The sequence below is a fragment of the Pandoraea terrae genome, from assembly GCF_902459695.1.
GTDB classification, from domain to species: domain Bacteria; phylum Pseudomonadota; class Gammaproteobacteria; order Burkholderiales; family Burkholderiaceae; genus Pandoraea; species Pandoraea terrae.
In genome coordinates this window covers 18398-34343 of record NZ_CABPRZ010000037.1, presented here as the reverse complement: position 1 = coordinate 34343, position 15946 = coordinate 18398, and the positions used below count along the sequence as shown (strand labels likewise).

18 protein-coding genes and 1 tRNA gene are annotated in these 15946 nt (G+C 63.2%); 14 read left to right on the top strand and 5 right to left on the bottom strand.

The window, feature by feature from the left end; genetic code table 11:
• Positions 1–37 precede the first annotated feature (37 nt).
• From PTE30175_RS26245 to rapZ, 6 genes are all read left to right on the top strand, one after another.
• Entirely contained in the window at positions 38–1525 is a 1488-nt protein-coding gene (locus tag PTE30175_RS26245) for an RNA polymerase factor sigma-54 (protein ID WP_150700008.1), read from the top strand.
• 140 nt (positions 1526–1665) lie between these two features.
• Entirely contained in the window at positions 1666–2025 is a 360-nt protein-coding gene (gene hpf, locus PTE30175_RS26240) for a ribosome hibernation-promoting factor, HPF/YfiA family (protein WP_150700007.1), read from the top strand.
• A gap of 231 nt (positions 2026–2256) precedes the next feature.
• Positions 2257–2712 (top strand): PTS IIA-like nitrogen regulatory protein PtsN, encoded by a 456-nt coding sequence (gene ptsN / locus PTE30175_RS26235; protein ID WP_150700006.1) that lies wholly within the window; start codon positions 2257–2259, stop codon positions 2710–2712.
• A gap of 64 nt (positions 2713–2776) precedes the next feature.
• Complete coding sequence (gene hprK / locus PTE30175_RS26230) at positions 2777–3742, top strand: HPr(Ser) kinase/phosphatase (RefSeq protein WP_150700025.1); 966 nt, start codon at positions 2777–2779, stop codon at positions 3740–3742.
• Between the two features lie 111 nt (positions 3743–3853).
• A complete protein-coding gene (locus PTE30175_RS26225) occupies positions 3854–4156 on the top strand; it encodes a PsiF family protein (protein ID WP_150700005.1) in 303 nt (100 codons plus the stop codon).
• A gap of 122 nt (positions 4157–4278) precedes the next feature.
• Positions 4279–5145 carry an RNase adapter RapZ gene (gene rapZ / locus PTE30175_RS26220; RefSeq protein WP_150700004.1) on the top strand — a complete coding sequence of 289 codons (867 nt, stop codon included), beginning with the start codon at positions 4279–4281 and terminating at the stop codon, positions 5143–5145.
• A 34-nt stretch (positions 5146–5179) separates the two neighbouring features.
• Here the strand turns inward: rapZ and mutY are convergent, their stop codons facing one another.
• Together mutY and mutM are read right to left on the bottom strand one after the other, a co-directional pair.
• Entirely contained in the window at positions 5180–6346 is a 1167-nt protein-coding gene (gene mutY, locus PTE30175_RS26215; protein WP_191629229.1) for an A/G-specific adenine glycosylase, read from the bottom strand.
• Positions 6343–7173, bottom strand: a complete 831-nt coding sequence (gene mutM, locus PTE30175_RS26210; RefSeq protein ID WP_150700003.1) for a bifunctional DNA-formamidopyrimidine glycosylase/DNA-(apurinic or apyrimidinic site) lyase — start codon at positions 7171–7173, stop codon at positions 6343–6345. Before mutM ends, mutY begins: the two co-directional genes overlap by 4 nt.
• A gap of 79 nt (positions 7174–7252) precedes the next feature.
• On the opposite strand from mutM, the gene PTE30175_RS26205 reads away from it, so the two are divergent.
• From PTE30175_RS26205 to pth, 7 genes are all read left to right on the top strand, one after another.
• Positions 7253–9100 (top strand): tetratricopeptide repeat protein, encoded by a 1848-nt coding sequence (locus PTE30175_RS26205; RefSeq protein ID WP_224788987.1) that lies wholly within the window; start codon positions 7253–7255, stop codon positions 9098–9100.
• Entirely contained in the window at positions 9097–9747 is a 651-nt protein-coding gene (lolB, locus tag PTE30175_RS26200; RefSeq protein WP_150700001.1) for a lipoprotein insertase outer membrane protein LolB, read from the top strand. Before PTE30175_RS26205 ends, lolB begins: the two co-directional genes overlap by 4 nt.
• 11 nt (positions 9748–9758) lie before the next feature.
• The gene (ispE, locus tag PTE30175_RS26195) at positions 9759–10670 is read left to right on the top strand and encodes a 4-(cytidine 5'-diphospho)-2-C-methyl-D-erythritol kinase (protein ID WP_150700000.1); all 912 of its coding nucleotides are present in this window, start codon (positions 9759–9761) and stop codon (positions 10668–10670) included.
• Between the two features lie 48 nt (positions 10671–10718).
• Positions 10719–10795, top strand: a tRNA-Gln gene (locus tag PTE30175_RS26190).
• 49 nt (positions 10796–10844) lie between these two features.
• The gene (locus tag PTE30175_RS26185; RefSeq protein ID WP_150699999.1) at positions 10845–11795 is read left to right on the top strand and encodes a ribose-phosphate pyrophosphokinase; all 951 of its coding nucleotides are present in this window, start codon (positions 10845–10847) and stop codon (positions 11793–11795) included.
• A 145-nt stretch (positions 11796–11940) separates the two neighbouring features.
• The gene (locus PTE30175_RS26180; protein WP_150699998.1) at positions 11941–12558 is read left to right on the top strand and encodes a 50S ribosomal protein L25/general stress protein Ctc; all 618 of its coding nucleotides are present in this window, start codon (positions 11941–11943) and stop codon (positions 12556–12558) included.
• A gap of 153 nt (positions 12559–12711) precedes the next feature.
• Positions 12712–13314 (top strand): aminoacyl-tRNA hydrolase, encoded by a 603-nt coding sequence (gene pth / locus PTE30175_RS26175; RefSeq protein ID WP_150699997.1) that lies wholly within the window; start codon positions 12712–12714, stop codon positions 13312–13314.
• Between the two features lie 76 nt (positions 13315–13390).
• Here the strand turns inward: pth and PTE30175_RS26170 are convergent, their stop codons facing one another.
• From PTE30175_RS26170 to rsmD, 3 genes are all read right to left on the bottom strand, one after another.
• Complete coding sequence (locus tag PTE30175_RS26170) at positions 13391–13648, bottom strand: YfhL family 4Fe-4S dicluster ferredoxin (protein WP_150699996.1); 258 nt, start codon at positions 13646–13648, stop codon at positions 13391–13393.
• Between the two features lie 72 nt (positions 13649–13720).
• On the bottom strand, positions 13721–14212 hold the full coding sequence (gene coaD / locus PTE30175_RS26165) for a pantetheine-phosphate adenylyltransferase (RefSeq protein WP_150699995.1): 492 nt from the start codon (positions 14210–14212) through the stop codon (positions 13721–13723).
• Positions 14213–14251: 39 nt separating this feature from the next.
• Positions 14252–14863 (bottom strand): 16S rRNA (guanine(966)-N(2))-methyltransferase RsmD, encoded by a 612-nt coding sequence (gene rsmD / locus PTE30175_RS26160; protein WP_150699994.1) that lies wholly within the window; start codon positions 14861–14863, stop codon positions 14252–14254.
• Between the two features lie 167 nt (positions 14864–15030).
• Between rsmD and nodI the strand changes: the two genes are divergently transcribed.
• Positions 15031–15945, top strand: a complete 915-nt coding sequence (gene nodI / locus PTE30175_RS26155) for a nodulation factor ABC transporter ATP-binding protein NodI (protein WP_150700023.1) — start codon at positions 15031–15033, stop codon at positions 15943–15945.
• The last annotated feature ends 1 nt before the right edge of the window (position 15946 follow it).

Here is a 15946-nt window from a genome sequence, read left to right as displayed (position 1 = left end):
ACGTGACAAAGCCTCTACAATGAAGGCGAGACACGCTATGAAACCGACGCTCCAACTCCGCACCTCGCAGCACCTGACCCTCACACCGCAGTTGCAACAATCGATCCGGTTGCTGCAACTGTCGACGCTCGAACTCCAACAGGAAGTCGAGCACGCCCTCACGCAAAATCCGATGCTCGAACGCGAAGACGACTGGCTCGCCGGTTCCGTTCGCGTGGGCACCGACGGGTCTTTACGCACGGAACGCAGTGCGCCGTCCGGCGACTCGCAGGAAAGCGGTCCGTCCGGCGAGAGCCGCGAGGAAACGCGCGAACTCGACGGCGAAGCCCGTTTCGACGACAGCGCGCAGGACAACGGCGGTGACTGGAGCCTGAACGACTTCGCCCGCAGCGGCAGTGCCAGCGACGACGACGACAATGCCCGGCCGCAACTGCACGTCGACCATCCGAGCCTTCGCGAGCACCTGCTCGCGCAATTGCGCGTGACCAAGGCCAGCCCCCGCGACCGGGCGCTGGTGGAATTCCTGATCGAATCGCTCGACGAAGACGGCTATCTTGGCAATACGCTGGACGACATCGCCCAGGAACTGCCGGAAGAGCTGGAAGTCGAGCCGGAAGAAATCACGACCGCGCTGGCCCTGCTGCACAGCTTCGATCCGGCAGGCATCGGTGCCCGAAACGCGGCGGAATGCCTCAAATTGCAGTTGCAGCGACTGCCCTCGAGCGGCGTGCGCACGCTATCGCTGCGCATCGTGCAGGATCATCTCGAATTGCTGGCTGCGCGCGACTACACGCGCCTGCGCCGCCTGCTGGGTGTGTCGGAAGACAATCTGCGCGCCGCGCACCACCTGATCCGCTCCCTCGACCCGTTTCCGGGCGCCGCCTATGGCAGCCCGCAGGCCGATTACGTCGTGCCCGACGTCGTGGTGCGCAGGCAAGGCGGGGGCTGGCTGGCCGAGCTCAACCCGGAAGTCATGCCGCGTTTGCGCATCAACGAGATGTATGCACGGATTTTGCGTAATAACCGCAGCGATCCAGGCACCGGCAACCTCCAGCAGCAGCTTCAGGAAGCGCGCTGGCTGATCAAGAATATCCAGCAGCGGTTCGATACGATCCTGCGCGTGGCTCAAGCCATCGTCGAGCGTCAGAAGAACTTCTTTACGCACGGCGAAATAGGCATGCGGCCCTTGGTTTTGCGTGAAATTGCTGATACCCTAGGTTTACACGAATCGACGATTTCACGCGTAACAACGAGCAAGTACATGCTCACTCCGTTTGGCACGTTCGAGCTCAAGTATTTCTTTGGTTCGCATGTGGCTACCGAAGCCGGAGGCGCCGCGTCATCGACCGCCATCCGCGCGCTCATCAAGCAACTCATAGGAGCCGAAGACCCCCATACCCCCCTTTCCGACAGCCGCATAGCAGAACTGCTGGCAGAGCAGGGTTTCGTGGTGGCGCGACGCACCGTCGCGAAGTACCGTGAGGCACTGCGCATTCCGGCAGTCAATTTGCGCAAATCTTTGTAAAAGCTCGTTGCGCAGACCTGGCGCTAACGGGCAAACCGCCGACGTGTGACGTTGCGCCTTGCCTTTTTGGCTCGCAACTCCGCTTGCGCCCACATCCAGCGCGCAGCCTGCACATCGGCACATTAGCAAGGAGAGCAGCTATGAATCTCAAGATCAGTGGACACCATCTCGACATCACGCCCGCATTGCGCGAGTACGTGATCAACAAGCTGGATCGGGTAATCCGGCATTTTGATCAAGTGATTGATGTCAGTGTGCTACTGTCAGTCGACAATCACAAAGAGAAGGAAAGGCGGCAAAAGGCGGATATCACCGTCCATCTCAAGGGTAAGGAGATTTTCGTCGAAAGTTGTGACGAAAATATGTACGCCGCGATCGACATGCTGATCGATAAGCTGGATCGTCAGGTCATCCGGCACAAGACGAAGCTTCAGGGCCATGCGCACGAGGCTATCAAGCATCAGGAACATCAGGAACTGCCTGCCGAGCCGCTGCAATAAGCCGCTTGGCCCGTTGTGACGCGAAGTCGAATCGCCAGGGCGCAGTGCGCCGCCATCCGGTTTCGCCCGCGGGTCATGCCTGCAGCGTGATGAGTTACCGGGGCCGCTTTGCGGCCCCTTTGTCTGCCCGGAGCAAAGCGGCAGCACCCGTGCGGCGTGGTGCCGCAGGTGGTCTATAATGCGAGGTCAATCGGGGGTTGGGGGCGGCATCCGCGCGTCCCGCGTTACAAGATGAACCGTTTAGTAAAACTGCTACCTGCGTCCAATATCCTGCTTGGACTTTCCGTCACCAGCAAAAAGCGCGTCTTCGAACACGCCGGCATGCTGTTTGAGAATAACGCCGGACTGGCCCGCAGCACCATTACCGACAACCTGTTTGCGCGCGAGCGCCTCGGGTCGACAGGTCTGGGAGAAGGCGTCGCCATTCCGCACGGCCGCATCAAGGGGCTCAAGCACCCGATGGCGGCATTCGTGCGGCTTGAAGAAGCGATTCCGTTCGAGGCGCCCGACGGCCAACCGGTCTCGCTGCTGTTCTTCCTGCTCGTCCCCGAGCAAGCGACCCAACAGCACCTCGAGATCTTGTCCGAAATCGCCCAATTGCTGTCCGACCGCACCATGCGCGATACGCTCACCCACGCGCTGTCAGCCGAAACCGTTCATTCGGCGCTGGCTGCCTGGCAACCGTAGGGCGGATGCAAGACCGGTCGGCCCGCGCCGGCCAAACCATGACACGAAGAGACGAGGCGACGTGGTGGAATTGACAGGCATCAATGCGCAAAGCATTTTCGACGACAACGCTGCCGCCTTGCGTCTTTCCTGGCTGACCGGCCACGAAGGCTGGGAGCGCGGCTTCACGCCCGAGAGCGTGGCCACGGCGACCTCGAGCGCCGACCTCGTCGGTCACTTGAACCTGATCCACCCGAACCGAATCCAGGTGCTGGGTGAGGCGGAATTGCGCTATTACCAGCGCCTGTCCGACGAAAACCGCAAGCGCCACATGGGCGAAGTTATTGCCCTGGAGCCGCCGTTCCTGGTCGTGGCCGACGGCCTCGAAGCCCCGCCCGATCTCGTCCTGCGCTGTACACGCTCGTCGACGCCATTGTTCACGACCCCGCTTTCGACAGCTTCCGTCATCGATAGCCTGCGCATGTACATCTCGCGCGTGTTCGCGCCGCGCTGCACGATGCACGGCGTATTCCTCGACATTCTGGGCATGGGCGTCCTGCTCACGGGTGATTCCGGCCTCGGCAAGAGCGAACTCGGTCTGGAGCTGATTTCGCGCGGCCATGGACTCGTGGCCGACGACGCGGTCGATTTCGTGCGTCTGGGGCCCGATTTTGTCGAAGGCCGTTGCCCGCCGCTGTTGCAGAATCTGCTCGAAGTCCGCGGACTGGGCCTGCTGGACATCAAGACGATCTTCGGTGAAACCGCCGTGCGGCGGAAGATGAAGCTGAAACTGATCGTCCAGCTGGTGCGCCGCCCCGACGGCGAATTCCAGCGCCTGCCGCTCGAAGCGCAGACCGTCGACGTGCTCGGCCTGCCGGTCAACAAGGTCATCCTGCAAGTGGCCGCCGGCCGCAACCTGGCCGTGCTCGTCGAAGCTGCCGTGCGCAACACCATCCTGCAGTTGCGCGGCATCGATACGCTCAAGGACTTCATGGAACGACAGCGCCAGGCCATGCAGGATCCCGACGGCATGCACGGCAAGCTGCTCTGACGGCGCTTGCCATGCGGCAACGGCGCAGATAATGCGCCGCGATTGCGGCGCCTTTTCTTTCATGCTGTAATGCGCGGGCGGTCCCCCGCATGTCGACCTCTGGAGACAACCATGAAGAAAGCATTCGCGCTCGTGTTGTTGCTGTCCCCGCTCCTGGCATCGCCGGTTTTCGCCCAAAATGCGCAACCTGCCCAAAACGCCCAGCAAAGCAAGATGAAGACGTGCAACGCGCAAGCCGGCGACAAGAAAGGCGATGAGCGCAAGGCCTACATGAAGGAATGCCTGTCCGCGGCTGCGCCGGCCAAGGCGCCGACCCAGCAGGAAAAAATGAAGATGTGCAACAAGGACGCCACCGGCAAGACCGGCGACGAACGCAAGGCGTTCATGAAGGATTGTCTCAGCAAGAAGTCCTGAGCGCTTCTTGCGATGCACCAGCGCTCCTTCCGGAGCGCCGGTCCTTCGGCCGCCCCCCCCCCCCCGCCGACACCGCGCGGACACAATCGCGTACCATGATAGCTGTTCACGCGGATCGAACCATGAAGATCGTACTCATCACGGGCGTTTCGGGGTCGGGAAAATCGCTCGCGCTTAACGTCCTCGAGGATGCCGGCTACTACTGCGTCGACAATTTGCCGTCGCGCTTTCTGCCTGACCTGGCCGCATATCTCGGATCCCAGAATTACGACCGCCTCGCGGTCGCCATCGACGCGCGCAGTGGCGGCTCGCTTGCCGATCTGCCGCCAATCATCGGCGGCCTGCGCCGCTTCGGCCATGACGTGCGCGTGCTGTTCCTCAACGCGACCACGCAAACGCTGGTCCAGCGCTTCTCCGAGACGCGCCGCCGCCACCCGTTGTCGTCGCTGCCCACGGACACTATGACGCCGACCGGCTCGCTCGTGGAGGCCATCGAGAAAGAACGTGAGCTCCTCAACAGCGTGACCGAGCTTGGCCACCAGATCGACACGAGCAACCTGCGCGCCAGTGCGCTGCGCCGTTGGATCAAGGAGTTCGTGCAACAGGAACACGCCGGCCTCACGCTGATGTTCGAATCGTTCGGCTTCAAGCATGGTGTGCCGCTCGATGCCGATCTCGTCTTTGACGTGCGCTCGCTGCCGAATCCGTATTACGACATACAGCTTCGGCCGCTGACCGGCCGTGATCAGCCGGTGATCGATTTCCTGTCGGCCATTCCAGAAGTCGCCGAGATGATCGACGACATCGCGAACTATCTGCACAAGTGGCTGCCAAGCTTCATGCGCGACAACCGCAGCTACCTGACCGTCGCCATCGGCTGCACCGGCGGCCAGCACCGCTCCGTCTATATCGCCCAGACGCTGCGCGAGCGCTTCGTGGCCGAATCGAGCGTGCTCGTTCGCCACCGGGAAATGCGCGACGAGGACTGATCGCCTTCTGAAGCCGCCGGCTGACGCACCGGATTCAGGTTGTCAACGCAAGCTGGCCATCCGCCGGCGACAATGCGTCCACGATGCGGCGAATTGGGGACGGCAAGCCGGCGGCGCCGATTGCATCATCGGCAAACCATGCCATGCCCCCGGCAGCCCCGCGTCTCGCCGTATCGTCCGCCATCGTCACCAGCCACGGCCGCAAGTGCAGCTTGAAGTGCGTGAACACGTGCGTGAGCGGGCGCAGCGGCGCCAACGCGGCAACGTCGGCGGCGCGCGCGAGTTGCGCAGCGCATGCCGCATGCTCGGTCAAGCGCGCCCGCAGGGCTGCGTCGTCGGCGGGCGCGTCGTCCTGCGGCGGCGTCAGTTCCGGCAAACTCCACAACCCGCCCCAGATACCGCTGTCGGGTCGCTTTTCGAACAGGACATGCGCCCCCGCGCGAACCACCAGCACGTCGACGAACCGCACCGGCTGGGCCTTTTTCGGCTTCGGCGCCGGCAGCGTGCGCTCACGGCCGGTGGCGTGCGCCGCGCAGTCGGTTTCGAACGGGCATTCGCCGCAGCGCGGTTTGCCCCGCCCACACAAGGTGGCGCCGAGATCCATCATCCCCTGCGTGTAAGCCGGCAGGTGATCGTCGGGCAGCAATGCCTCGGCCAGCGCCCACATCTCTCGCTCGACCTTCGGCGTTCCGGGAAAACCGTCGATGCCGAATACCCGCGCCAGCACCCGCTTTACATTGCCGTCGAGAATGGCCGCGTGCGCGTCGTAGGCGAACGCCGCGATCGCCGCGGCCGTCGACCGGCCGATACCGGGAAGCTCTGCAAGCGCTTCCACGCTTGCGGGAAACGTGCCGCCATGCTGGCTCACCACCGCTTGCGCGCAACGGTGCAGATTGCGCGCGCGCGAGTAGTAACCCAGGCCGGCCCATAGCGCCATGACGTCGTCCTGCGGTGCTGCGGCGAGGGCATCGACCGTAGGGAAGCGCACCAGGAATCGTTCGTAATACGGAATGACTGTCGCGACCTGGGTCTGCTGGAGCATGATCTCGGAGAGCCAGATGCGGTAAGCATCGCGCGTGTTCTGCCAGGGCAGGTCATGACGGCCATGTTCGGCCTGCCACGCGATTAGCCGGGCGGCAAAGGTGTCGGTGAGCGGTGCTGTCATTGTCGGGCGGATGGGGGTCTCGGACGCGTCGCTCATTTCTGGCAATGCGGACAATAGAAGGTGGAGCGCTGGCCCTGTACGATCTGCTTGATCGGCGTACCGCACACACGGCACGGCTGTCCGGTGCGATCGTAGACGAAATATTCGTTCTGGAAGTAGCCGCTCTTTCCGTCGCTGCCGACGAAATCGCGCAGCGTGCTGCCCCCCTTCTCGATCGCGGCGGCCAGTGTTTCGCGCACCGCCTGCGCCAGTTTTTCGCACCGCGGCCGCGACAGTTTTCCGGCCGCCAGGCGCGGATTGATGCGCGCACGGAACAGGCTCTCCGATGCGTAGATATTGCCCACGCCAACGACGATCGTGCCGGTCAGCAATGCCTGCTTGATCGAGACGCTGCGCCCGCGCGTGCCCGCGTAGAGGCGCGCGCCGTCGAATGCGTCGGAGAGCGGTTCGACGCCGAGGCTGACGAGCAGCGGATGCGCGAGGATGTCGCCCGCGCTACGCGGATGGAACAGCACTGCGCCAAAGCGGCGCGGATCGCGATAGCGCAATACGCACCGCTCGAACACGAGGTCGACGTGATCATGCACGCCCGCGACGGGCACCGCCTCGGGCGACGGCAGAACACGCAGCGTGCCGGTCATGCCAAGATGCACCAGCAGCCAGCCCGGTGCGTATTCGAGCAGCAAATACTTGCCGCGCCGCTCGATGCCGATCAGCGTTTGGCCGCGCAAAACGGCGTCAAGGCCGGGCGGCACCGGCCAGCGCAGTGACGGGTTTCGCACATCGATACGCGCGAGACGCGCCCCCGCGACATGGGGCGCGATGCCGCGGCGGGTGACTTCGACTTCCGGGAGTTCGGGCATGCCTGCGAACGTTTCGAGAGGATTTAGACTCTATTGTATCGGGCGCGCTACAATCGCTCGAAACATGCTGCGGATCTTTATGTCTACACCTCGAATCCTGCCCGTCCCCCTGCATCCGGTCGTTGCCGGCGCCCGTCTGCGCGCATTGCTTGCGCGCGGCGCAGCCATTGGCGCGACGGTCATCGGTGCCGCCGTCGGCGGCGCGCTCGTTGGCGCGTCGCCTGCGTGGGCCCGGGATACGGCCACGCCGCCGGGCGCTGCCAGCGCTGCCGCCGCCCAGGCCGCACTGACGGCTGAGATGCCAAGCGAAAAGCTGCCGAATGTCCAACTCGACAGTGAAATCGTCTTCGAGGTGCTGGCCGCCGAACTGAGCCTGCAGCGCGGCCAGTTGGCGCCCGCCTACAACACGTATCTGGCGTTGGGCAACCGAACCAGGGACCCGCGCATGGCCCGCCGCGCGGTGGAAATTGCGCTTGGCGCCCGTCAATTGGGCGACGCGCTGATCGCCACGCGCCTGTGGCACAGCCTCGATCCGGAATGGCGCCCGGCCACGCAACTGCTGGCCAGCCTGCAGGTCGGCACTGGCCATCTCGCTGAAGCCGAACCGTTGTTGGCCGGGGAGTTGAACAAGGTGCCCGAGGCGCGCCGCGGGCAGGCGATTCTCGAATTGCAGCAGATGATCGCGCGCAGCCCGGAACGCGCGGCCGGCGTCGAGTCGCTGAAACGCCTGCTTGCAAACGACATGCAGCGTCCCGAAGCCAACCTGGCCGTGGCGCGCGCACAGATCGACGCCGGCGATACCGATGCAGCGAAGGTGTCGCTCGAAAACGCGCTCAAGCTCAAGCCCGATTACGAGGCTGCCGCGCTGCTCTATGCGCAGCTCGGTCCACAGCAGCGCATCGCTGCATTGGGTACATTGCACGATTTCCTGGCGCGTAACCCCGACGCCAAGGAAGCCCGCTTTGCTTACGCCAAGCTGCTGCTCTCCGACAATCAGATCGACGCCGCGCAGAAGCAGTTCGAGATTCTCGAAACGCGGTATCCGCACGAACTTTCCACATTGATGGCGCTGGCGCTTATCAACCTGCACGACAAGCACGACGCGGTTGCGGAGAAGTATTTGCAGAAATACGCAACGGAAGCCGAGGCGCAGAACACCGACGGCGCCCAGGCTTACATCTATCTCGCGCAGATCGCGCAGGATCGAAAGGATTACGCGGCGGCAGACAAATGGCTCTCGCGCATTCGCGAAGACAGCAACGCCTATCTCCCGGCACAGATCGGCCGTGCGCAACTGCTGGCGGACCAGGGCAAGGTCGACGAAGGCCGCGCACTGCTGGCCGGCATCAAGTCCGATGATCCCCGTGAACGGCTGGCCCTCAAGCGTGCGGAATCGGATCTGCTGGTCAAGGCCAAGCGCCTCGACGACGCCGAAAAGCTCCTCGCCATCGAGGTCAAGGCGAATCCCGACGACAACGACCTGCTGTATCAGTACGGCATGGTCGCGGAACTGAACCGTCATTACGACGTGATGGAAAAGGCCATGCGCCGCGTCATGACGGCGCAGCCCGACAACGCCCAGGCCTACAACGCGCTCGGCTATTCGCTGACCGAACGCAACACGCGCCTGCCCGAAGCGTTGAAGCTGCTGCAGAAAGCATCGGACCTTGCTCCGCAGGATCCGTACATCATGGACAGCCTCGGCTGGGTGAAATACCGCCTGGGCGACAAGAAGGCCGCGCTCGGCCTGTTGCGCCGCGCGTACGAGATTCAGGCGCAGGCGGAGATTGCCGCGCATCTCGGCGAAGTGCTGTGGGAATCGGGCCAGCAGGATGAGGCCCGCAAGACCTGGCGCGACGCCCTGAAACTGGATGCGGAGGACGACACCCTGCGCTCGACGATCAAGCGCTATAACGTCAATCCATGACCGAACGACCTCTGGATTGCCCGGTGTCGCGAGCGCGATCGCGCATCGGACACGCCGCGCGGCTGGGCCGGCTGGTGCTGATCGCCGCCACGATGGGCATCGCCGTTGGGGGAATGGCCGGCTGCGCGAGCCTGAAGGCGCCCGCCTCGCTCGCCCAGGATGGCGTCGCGGCGCAGACCTACCACGGCCGCTTCGCGGTGCGCTACGAACAGCACGGCGAGCCGCGCAACACCTACGGCAACTTCGCCTGGGAACAAGCCGGCGAAACGATCACCGTGCAATTGCTCGACCCGCTCGGCCAGACACAGGCGATCGTGCATAGCGCGCCGCGCGGCGCGTCGCTCGAATTACCCGGCAAGGCGCCGTTGACCGGCCCGCGTCTCGAAGACGTCATGCACGACGCGCTTGGCTTCGCCCTGCCGGTCGCCGGCTTGCGCTACTGGCTGCAAATGCAACCCGCGCCCGGCTCGACGGCCCAAATGACGCGAGACCCCACTTCGGGCCGCCCCGCGTCGCTGCGCCAGGACGGCTGGACGATCGAATACCAGGCGTATTTCGATGCGGATCCGGTGCGCGTCAAGCGTCTGAACCTGACCCGTACGCTCGGCGGCACGCCGCTGGACGTCCGGCTCGTGATCGACGAATAATTTGCCCGTTCATGTACGAAATCCTGCGTGACTGCCCGGCGCCCGCCAAGCTGAACCTTTTCCTGCACATCACGGGTCGTCGTCCAAACGGCTATCACGAACTGCAAACGGCTTTCCAACTGATCGACTGGGCCGATACCCTGCATTTCGAGCGGCGCGCCGACGGCGCCGTGGTGCACGTCAACCCGCTGCCCGACGTGCCGGCCGAGCGCGACCTGACCGTGCGCGCAGCAAGATTGCTGCAAGGCCGCTACGGCGTACGCTTCGGCGTAGAGATCGGCATCGAAAAGCGCCTGCCGCAAGGCGCGGGGCTGGGCGGCGGAAGCTCCGACGCGGCCACGACGCTGCTCGCGCTGAACCGCATGTGGCAACTGGATCTGCCGCGCGCCGAATTGCAGGCGCTGGCGTTGGAATTGGGCGCGGACGTACCGTTCTTCGTCTTCGGCCGCAATGCGTTCGGCGAGGGGTTGGGCGAAATTTTGACCGCCATCGACCTGCCGAAAAAACACTTCCTCGTCGTCAAGCCGCCGGTCCATGTCGCGACAGAGAAAATTTTTCACGATCCCCTGTTGACAAGGGATACGAAGCCCTGCAAAATTACGGTCTTTCTCGGGCACGAAACAAAACGTGCTGCGAAACAAGCCGGAATCGAGAGCGAATCTGATAACGGTTTGTTGAACGGGATGTTTGGCCGCAATGACATGCAGCCTGTAGTCACCCGGGAATACGCGGAAGTCGCCGCAGTGATTGACTGGTTTTCGACCTTCACCACTGCACGCATGACCGGTTCGGGGGCGAGTGTGTTTGCCGTATTCGACACCTTGCAGGAAGCCCGTGCGGCAAGTGGGCGGCTGCCACAGCGCTGGCAAGGTCAAGTGGCCACCAGCCTGGGCGAACATCCGTTGTTCGCCTTCGCGTCATAGTTTTTACTTTGTTGCGTTTCCACATGCAGCAAAGGCATCGGTTAGTGTAGGGGAGTCGCCAAGTTGGTTAAGGCACCGGATTTTGATTCCGGCATCCGAAGGTTCGAATCCTTCTTCCCCTGCCAATTTCTCTGTCGTTCAGTATCCGCACCAACACGTTCCGCAGGTAGCCAGATGAGTAGTGATAACCTAATGGTCTTCACCGGGAACGCCAATCCCGCTTTGGCCCAAGAGGTCGTACGAACCCTCGGCATTCCGCTCGGCAAAGCCATGGTCAGCCGTTTCTCCGACGGCGAGATCCAGGTCGAGATCCAGGAAAACGTGCGCGGCAAGGACGTGTTCGTGCTGCAGTCGACCTGCGCGCCGACGAACGACAATCTGATGGAATTGCTGATCATGGTCGATGCGCTAAAGCGTGCGTCGGCCGGCCGGATCACTGCCGCCATCCCGTATTTCGGTTACGCCCGTCAAGATCGCCGCCCCCGTTCGGCGCGCGTTGCGATCTCGGCCAAGGTCGTCGCCAACATGCTGCAAATCGCCGGCGTCGAGCGGATCATCACGATGGATCTGCACGCCGACCAGATTCAAGGTTTCTTCGACATCCCGGTCGACAACATCTACGCCTCGCCGCTGCTGCTCGGCGACGTGCGCAAGCAGAACCACGAGAACCTGCTGGTGGTGTCGCCGGACGTCGGTGGCGTGGTCCGCGCCCGTGCGCTGGCCAAGCAACTGCATTGCGACCTCGCCATCATCGACAAGCGCCGCCCAAAGGCGAACGTGTCGGAAGTGATGAACATCATTGGTGAAGTCGACGGCCGTACGTGCGTGATCATGGACGACATGGTCGACACCGCCGGCACGCTGTGCAAGGCGGCGCAAGTGCTGAAGGAACGCGGCGCCGAGCGTGTCTATGCTTACTGTACCCACCCGGTGCTGTCGGGTGGTGCGGCCGAGCGCATCAACGCCTCGGCACTCGACGAAGTCGTCGTCACGGATACGATTCCGCTGCGCGACGATTCGAGGGGCGGCAAGATTCGCCAGTTGACGTGCGCGGGCCTGTTGGCGGAAACCTTCGCGCGTATCCGTCGCGGCGACTCGGTGATGTCGCTGTTCGCTGACGCGTAAGACAGGTCTTTTTTTGCGACGGCGCCGTGTGGCGCCGTTGTCGTGTCGGGCGGGGAGCTTCCCCGCCTTTGTCGTTCCCGGGGATCGCGTTTTCGAACGCCTCGGGGCTATAACCACCTGGTCGCGGGTGGAACAAGGAGTTGTTATGAAAGTCGTCGCTTTTGAGCGTAATCTGCAAGGTACGGGTGCGAGCCGCCGCCTGCGCAATGCCGGCAAGACCCCGGGCATCGTGTATGGCGTTGGCGCTGAACCGAAACTGATCGAACTCGATCACAACGCGCTGTGGCACGCCCTGCGCAAGGAAGCTTTCCACGCTTCGATCCTCGAGCTGGAAGTTGCCGGCAAGACCGAACAAGTGCTGCTGCGCGACGTGCAATATCACCCGTTCAAGCAAATGGTGCTGCACGTCGATTTCCAACGTGTCGACGCGAACAAGCCGATCCACATCAAGGTGCCGCTGCACTTCATCGGCGAGGAAAATGCGCCGGCCGTGAAGCTGTCCGCCAACATCGTCAGCCACGTCGTCAACGAACTCGACATCAGCTGCCTGCCGGGCAAGCTGCCGGAATTCCTGGAAGTCGACCTGTCGAAGCTGGAAGCCGGTGCATCGGTTCACGCCAAGGATGTCGCACTGCCGGCTGGCGTTGCGCTGACGCTGCACGTTGAGCAAGAAAACCCGCTGATCGCCTCGGCCGTGCAACCGGCTGGCGCCGCTGCCGAAGAAGCCGCTGCTCCGGCAGAAGGCGAAACGCCGGCTGCCTAAGGTTACACTTGGCATCAAGCGTCTGGATTCAGCGGCGACGCTGAACGAAAAACCCGCCGCGACGCAAGTCCGGCGGGTTTTTTATTGGATTTTCCGTTTAGTTCGCGGCGAGCCCTCCCCTTATCGAAGGCCCGCGCGACCCATGACATCGCCATGATCAAACTGATCGCGGGGCTCGGCAATCCGGGCGCCGAATACGCCGCCACACGGCACAATGCAGGTTTCTGGTTCGTCGACGCGCTGGCGCGCCAGACGGGGGCATCCCTGTCCAATCAAAAGAATTTCCACGGCTATGCTGGACGCGCGCATATCGCCGGCCACGAGGTATGGCTCTTGCAGCCGCAAACGTTCATGAACCGCTCCGGACAGTCGGTCGTGGCGTTGGCGCGCTTTTACAAGATCATGCCCGACGAAATCCTGGTCGTGCACGACGAACTCGATCTGCCGCCTGGCGCCGTCAAGCTCAAGCGCGGCGGCGGCAGCGGCGGCCACAATGGTCTGAAGGACATCAGCGCGCATCTGACGACCCCCGAATACTGGCGCCTACGCCTGGGGATCGGTCACCCGCGCACGCAACTGCCGGCCGGCAGTCAACAGCAGGTCGTGGATTTCGTGCTGAAACCGCCCCGCAAGGAAGAGCAGGACGCCATCGATGATGCCATGTCGCGCTCGCTCGATGTCATCGATCTGGCGGTCAAGGGCGATATGGAAAAGGCCATGATGCGCCTGCATGGCGCAGGCGGCCGTTCAGCATAGGGGCATTGAGCCCGCCGCGGGGCGGGAAGTCACGCGGCAGGTGGGTTGGGCGTGCCGATCGGCAAAGAAACGGCGCTCAGCCCTGTTTGGCTTGCTGGAGACGCGTGTATTTGACGAGCAGCGCCTCGCGGCTCTCGACATGTTCCGGATTGATCGGGATACATTCGACCGGACACACCTGTACGCACTGCGGTTCGTCGAAGTGGCCGACGCATTCGGTGCACTTGTTCGGATCGATCTCGTAGATCTCGATCCCCATCGAAATTGCATCGTTCGGGCATTCCGGCTCGCAAACGTCGCAATTGATGCATTCATCGGTAATCATCAACGCCATACGGCAAACTCCCGCGCCGGCGTCCGGAGCGCTCCGGACGCACAACGCTCATTTCTCGTGTTCCGCCGCCGGTCAGGCCTTGGGCTGGCCGCCGACCTTGGCGAGAAGCCATTTCTCGACGGACGGGAACACGAACTTGCTGACATCGCCGCCCAACTGGGCAATTTCGCGCACGATCGTGCCCGAAATGAACTGGTACTGGTCCGACGGCGTCATGAACATCGTCTCGACATCGGGTAACAGGTAGCGGTTCATGCCCGCCATCTGGAACTCGTACTCAAAATCGGACACGGCCCGCAGACCGCGCACGATTACCCGGGCTTGATGCTGGCGGACGAAATCCTTCAACAACCCCGAAAAGCCCTGCACCGTCACATTCGGATAGTGCCCGAGCACTTCGTTTGCGATGTCGATGCGCTCCGAGAGCGAAAAAAACGGCTTCTTGTTGCGGCTATCGGCCACGCCCACGACGAGCTTGTCGAATATGCCGGCAGCCCGGCGCACAAGATCCTCGTGGCCACGCGTGAGCGGGTCGAAAGTGCCCGGATAAATAGCCACTACCATGCCGACGTCTCCTCGCGGCTGGGGACCTGTGCTACGAACTTATTCATTGTCGTCTCTAAGGTTCGAAATCGATTCCAACAGATGATAATGCACCGCGCCGGCTTTCGCCTGACGCACACACGCAAGTTTTGCTCCGACGAGTGCCTGCGCGTCCAGCGCCGCGTCATTTTCCGCGTAGATTACCCCGTCCGGGCTCAGCAACCGGGCGGCTGCGGGCAGCAATTCCGTCAGCCAACCGCTGGCGAAGGGCGGATCGAGAAAAACCACATCGAAGGCTCCCGGCGGCAGAGTAGCGAGCAGGCGCCGGGCGTCCGCCTGCACGATCTCGACTCTGTCAGCCCGCAGTTTCTCCTGATTGGCGCGCAATTGGCGCACAGCCGGCGCAAACTGCTCGATCATCAGCACACGCGCGGCGCCCCGCGAGGCCGCTTCGAAACCCAGTGCCCCACTACCGGCAAATGCGTCGAGACAGCGCAAGCCCGTAAGATCCTGGCCAAGCCAGTTGAACAGCGTTTCACGCACTCGGTCAGGCGTGGGCCGCAGCCCGTCGCCTGCCGGCACCGGCAGGGGCGTGCGTTTCCACTCGCCGCCGATGATACGCACCTGCTGGGGCGCACCGCGCATGCGGGCGCCGGTCTGGCCGCCCTTCATCGGGCATCCTCCGTGCAAGGGCAGCGAAACACGCCGCCGGCGTCAAAATAATCGGACATCATGGCAATCTACGATACATTGTTGAGGCGAAACATACCACAACGGGCACCCCGCATAGACCCTGCCCGCTCGTCCGAATGAACGATTCGATGGATTCGATACACGCCATGGCGGTGCCCGCTATCACCCTGTCCGGTCTCGACAAGTCCTATGACGGCCGGCCGGTCGTCGACGACTTGTCCCTGACCGTGGCCACCGGCGAATGCTTCGGCCTGTTGGGCCCGAACGGCGCGGGCAAAACGACAACGCTACGCATGCTGCTCGGCCTGGTCACGCCGGATTCCGGCGAAATTACGCTGGGCGGGCTCGAAATCCCGAGATTCGCGCCCGACGCGCGCCGGCGTGTGGGTGTCGTACCCCAATTCGACAATCTCGACCCCGATTTCACGGTTCGCGAGAATCTGGAGGTCTTTGGCCGGTACTTTGGCCTGTCGGCCGCCGAATCGCGCCGGCGCGTTCCCGACCTGCTCGACTTTGCCCGTCTGACGCAAAAGGCCGACGCGCGCGTGGCGCAGCTTTCGGGCGGCATGAAGCGCCGGCTGACGCTGGCCCGCGCACTCATCAACGATCCGGATCTGCTGGTACTCGATGAACCGACCACCGGCCTCGACCCGCAGGCGCGACACCTGATCTGGGAGCGCCTGAAGTCCCTGATGACCGCCGGAAAGACGATCCTGCTGACCACGCACTTCATGGAAGAGGCCGAGCGCCTTTGCCATCGGCTGTGCATCATCGACGGCGGCCGAAAGATTGCCGAAGGCACACCCCACGCCCTGATCGCCAGCGAGATCGGCTGCGACGTCGTGGAAGTCTTCGGCGAGGCAGACGCCGCCACCCGCGCCGCGCTCGAACCCCTGTCGCTGCGCATCGAAACGAGTGGCGAGACGCTGTTCTGCTATGTCCGCGACGCCGCCCCGGCACTTGCCTATCTGCAGAACGCGCCGGGCGTACGGTATCTGCACCGGCCCGCGAACCTGGAAGATGTCTTTCTCAAACTGACCGGAAGGGAGATGCGGGACTGAT

Coding starts and splice junctions, on each gene's coding strand:
- PTE30175_RS26245 (WP_150700008.1), top strand. CDS start 38: ATGAAACCGACGCTCCAACTCCGCACCTCGCAGCACCTGACCCTCACA.
- hpf (WP_150700007.1), top strand. CDS start 1,666: ATGAATCTCAAGATCAGTGGACACCATCTCGACATCACGCCCGCATTG.
- ptsN (WP_150700006.1), top strand. CDS start 2,257: ATGAACCGTTTAGTAAAACTGCTACCTGCGTCCAATATCCTGCTTGGA.
- PTE30175_RS26225 (WP_150700005.1), top strand. CDS start 3,854: ATGAAGAAAGCATTCGCGCTCGTGTTGTTGCTGTCCCCGCTCCTGGCA.
- rapZ (WP_150700004.1), top strand. CDS start 4,279: ATGAAGATCGTACTCATCACGGGCGTTTCGGGGTCGGGAAAATCGCTC.
- mutY (WP_191629229.1), bottom strand. CDS start 6,346: ATGAGCGACGCGTCCGAGACCCCCATCCGCCCGACAATGACAGCACCG.
- mutM (WP_150700003.1), bottom strand. CDS start 7,173: ATGCCCGAACTCCCGGAAGTCGAAGTCACCCGCCGCGGCATCGCGCCC.
- PTE30175_RS26205 (WP_224788987.1), top strand. CDS start 7,253: ATGTCTACACCTCGAATCCTGCCCGTCCCCCTGCATCCGGTCGTTGCC.
- lolB (WP_150700001.1), top strand. CDS start 9,097: ATGACCGAACGACCTCTGGATTGCCCGGTGTCGCGAGCGCGATCGCGC.
- ispE (WP_150700000.1), top strand. CDS start 9,759: ATGTACGAAATCCTGCGTGACTGCCCGGCGCCCGCCAAGCTGAACCTT.
- PTE30175_RS26185 (WP_150699999.1), top strand. CDS start 10,845: ATGAGTAGTGATAACCTAATGGTCTTCACCGGGAACGCCAATCCCGCT.
- PTE30175_RS26180 (WP_150699998.1), top strand. CDS start 11,941: ATGAAAGTCGTCGCTTTTGAGCGTAATCTGCAAGGTACGGGTGCGAGC.
- pth (WP_150699997.1), top strand. CDS start 12,712: ATGATCAAACTGATCGCGGGGCTCGGCAATCCGGGCGCCGAATACGCC.
- PTE30175_RS26170 (WP_150699996.1), bottom strand. CDS start 13,648: ATGGCGTTGATGATTACCGATGAATGCATCAATTGCGACGTTTGCGAG.
- coaD (WP_150699995.1), bottom strand. CDS start 14,212: ATGGTAGTGGCTATTTATCCGGGCACTTTCGACCCGCTCACGCGTGGC.
- rsmD (WP_150699994.1), bottom strand. CDS start 14,863: ATGAAGGGCGGCCAGACCGGCGCCCGCATGCGCGGTGCGCCCCAGCAG.
- nodI (WP_150700023.1), top strand. CDS start 15,031: ATGGCGGTGCCCGCTATCACCCTGTCCGGTCTCGACAAGTCCTATGAC.